The following is a 2,071-nucleotide window of genomic DNA, read 5'->3' on the forward strand; positions in this document are numbered from 1 at the left end:
CCTAAGTGGTATTATTTTACTGTTTTGGCATGACCTGATTAATAGTCAGTTTAATGCGCAGCTATTAATGGGTATTGGGCTATGTGCAATAGGCACTTACGGTTTTTCGTTAGGGAACATGATTAGTGTTAGACACCAAAAACGTGGCCTAAATATCTTTTCAACAAACTGTTATGCAATGACTTATGGTGCATTGGTGATGTTAATTCTGGCATTATTTACAGGACAAGATTTAATGCCGCCGATGAATTTCCCATTTTTAAGCTCGGTACTATACTTAGCTGTATTTGGCACGGTTATTGGGTTTTCAGCTTATTTTTCTCTGGTCGGGCGAATTGGCGCAGCTAAAGCAGCCTATAGCACGTTGCTCTTTCCTTTAGTTGCTCTAACAGTTTCTACTTTCTTTGAAGGATATGAGTGGACTTTAAATGCTGTATTTGGAATTTTACTCATCTTACTTGGTAACTACTTAATGTTTAGTAAGTTTGAAATTGGAAAGAAGTTATTTAGCAGTCAAAAAAATTGTGAGAAGCAGGCATAAAAGCCTGCTTTTTTTATAAATCATAATTAATTTTAGCAGCCCGTTTTTAGCATCAACTCGAAATCTTTTAAAGCTGCAGCGGCTGTGGCTAAGGGCGCAGATGCCCCTCCACTGACAACAAATTCCCCCATTTCTTGCGTTAACACCCGAATACATTTATTAGAACCTTGCAGATGAGCAAACGGATGATTTGCTGGGACTAACCTTAATTCAACACCTGTTTGAATTTGCTGATTTTTAATATGGATAAAACCAACCAGACGAGGAATTACATTTTCTTTTTTCCAATCACGAATATGTTCAGCCGTAACATGACTAATTCCTTGTCTTGGAATATCCTGAATTTTTACATCAGCTCCTAAAACAGTATTGGCTAGTATCGTAATTTTTGCAGCAGTATCCCATCCATCTACATCGAAAGAGCTGTCAGGTTCCGCAATACCTTTTGCTTGAGCTTTTTCAAGAGATTCTGTAAATGCGCATTCGTGTTGCGACATATCATTTAAAATAAAATTCGTGGTACCTGTAAACATACCTTCTATTTCTAAAATTTGACAGCCAGCCAAGTTATATTCAAACAAATCAACAGTCGGTAAAGCTGCAGCAGTGGCACCGCTAAAAAATAGTTTTTTATTGTGCTGATGTGCCAAGTTAATTAGTTTTTTACCTTCTACGACTAAAGCACCTTTAGATACTGCAATCGCATGCATGCTATGTGTTAAAGCATAATTTAAATAAAATAGGCCTTTCCCACCGGTAACATAATCACTTGGTCCAGTTTCAATAATGACATCTGCTTGAACCTTTCCTAAAAACTTTTGCTCAGTTAGGCCTGCTTGATATTGTGTTTTATCTAGCCACTTTGAAGCTTGTAAACCTTCTTGGTCAATTAAGCCTGATGATGAGTTACAAACACCCACTAAACGGGCATCAATTTGATATTTTTGTTTATAGTAGGTCGATCGATTTAAAAGAAGCTCTGCAATTTGTTGCCCAATCCGTCCAAAACCACAAATTGCCACGTTAATTCGCTTCATTTCACTTTCTCAAAAAATTAAATGGTTTAAATCAATTTTCCAAAGATAATTTTAATATCTCATCTTGGAAAAATTGCTATTTATAGAGAAGGTTAAAATACTATATCGCTCAGATATTTGTTAGATTAACAATCTTAATAACCATATAAATTGCGACAGCAAAAACCATTAAAGCAAAGACCTTTTGTACAATTGCAGACGGAATAAACCGAATAGCTTGTCGTCCTAATAACATACCGAATGCACATGCGAGCGCGAACGCACTAGTAATGGTGACTGGATAGTGAAAGCCCTCTGCAATATGCATCACAATACTCATTCCACTAATCAGGAAAATAATCATAAGTGAGGTTGCAACAATGCTATGCATATCCAAATTTGTGACTTTTCTAAGCGCGGGTACAATTACAAAGCCGCCTCCAACCCCTAACATACCAGTTAAAAGCCCAGCAATAATCCCGATGCTCGCAAGCACACCACCAGTTTTAAAATT

At 36.9% G+C, this 2,071-nt stretch carries 3 protein-coding genes; 1 reads left to right on the top strand and 2 read right to left on the bottom strand.

Translation table 11 applies throughout. From position 1 onward, the window contains the following. A partial coding sequence (locus tag VXQ92_RS16120) for a DMT family transporter (protein ID WP_416682509.1) occupies window positions 1-541 on the top strand: 541 nt, incomplete at its 5' end. A 32-nt stretch (window positions 542-573) separates the two neighbouring features. On the opposite strand, the gene VXQ92_RS16125 is transcribed toward VXQ92_RS16120, so the two are convergent. Both VXQ92_RS16125 and VXQ92_RS16130 read right to left on the bottom strand, forming a co-directional pair. After that, window positions 574-1,578: a homoserine dehydrogenase gene (locus VXQ92_RS16125; RefSeq protein ID WP_416682510.1), complete on the bottom strand. Its 1,005-nt coding sequence runs from the start codon at window positions 1,576-1,578 to the stop codon at window positions 574-576. Window positions 1,579-1,687: 109 nt separating this feature from the next. Further along, a partial coding sequence (locus VXQ92_RS16130; RefSeq protein ID WP_416682512.1) for a sulfite exporter TauE/SafE family protein occupies window positions 1,688-2,071 on the bottom strand: 384 nt, incomplete at its 5' end.

It is taken from the genome of Acinetobacter sp. 228 (genome assembly GCF_048147885.1).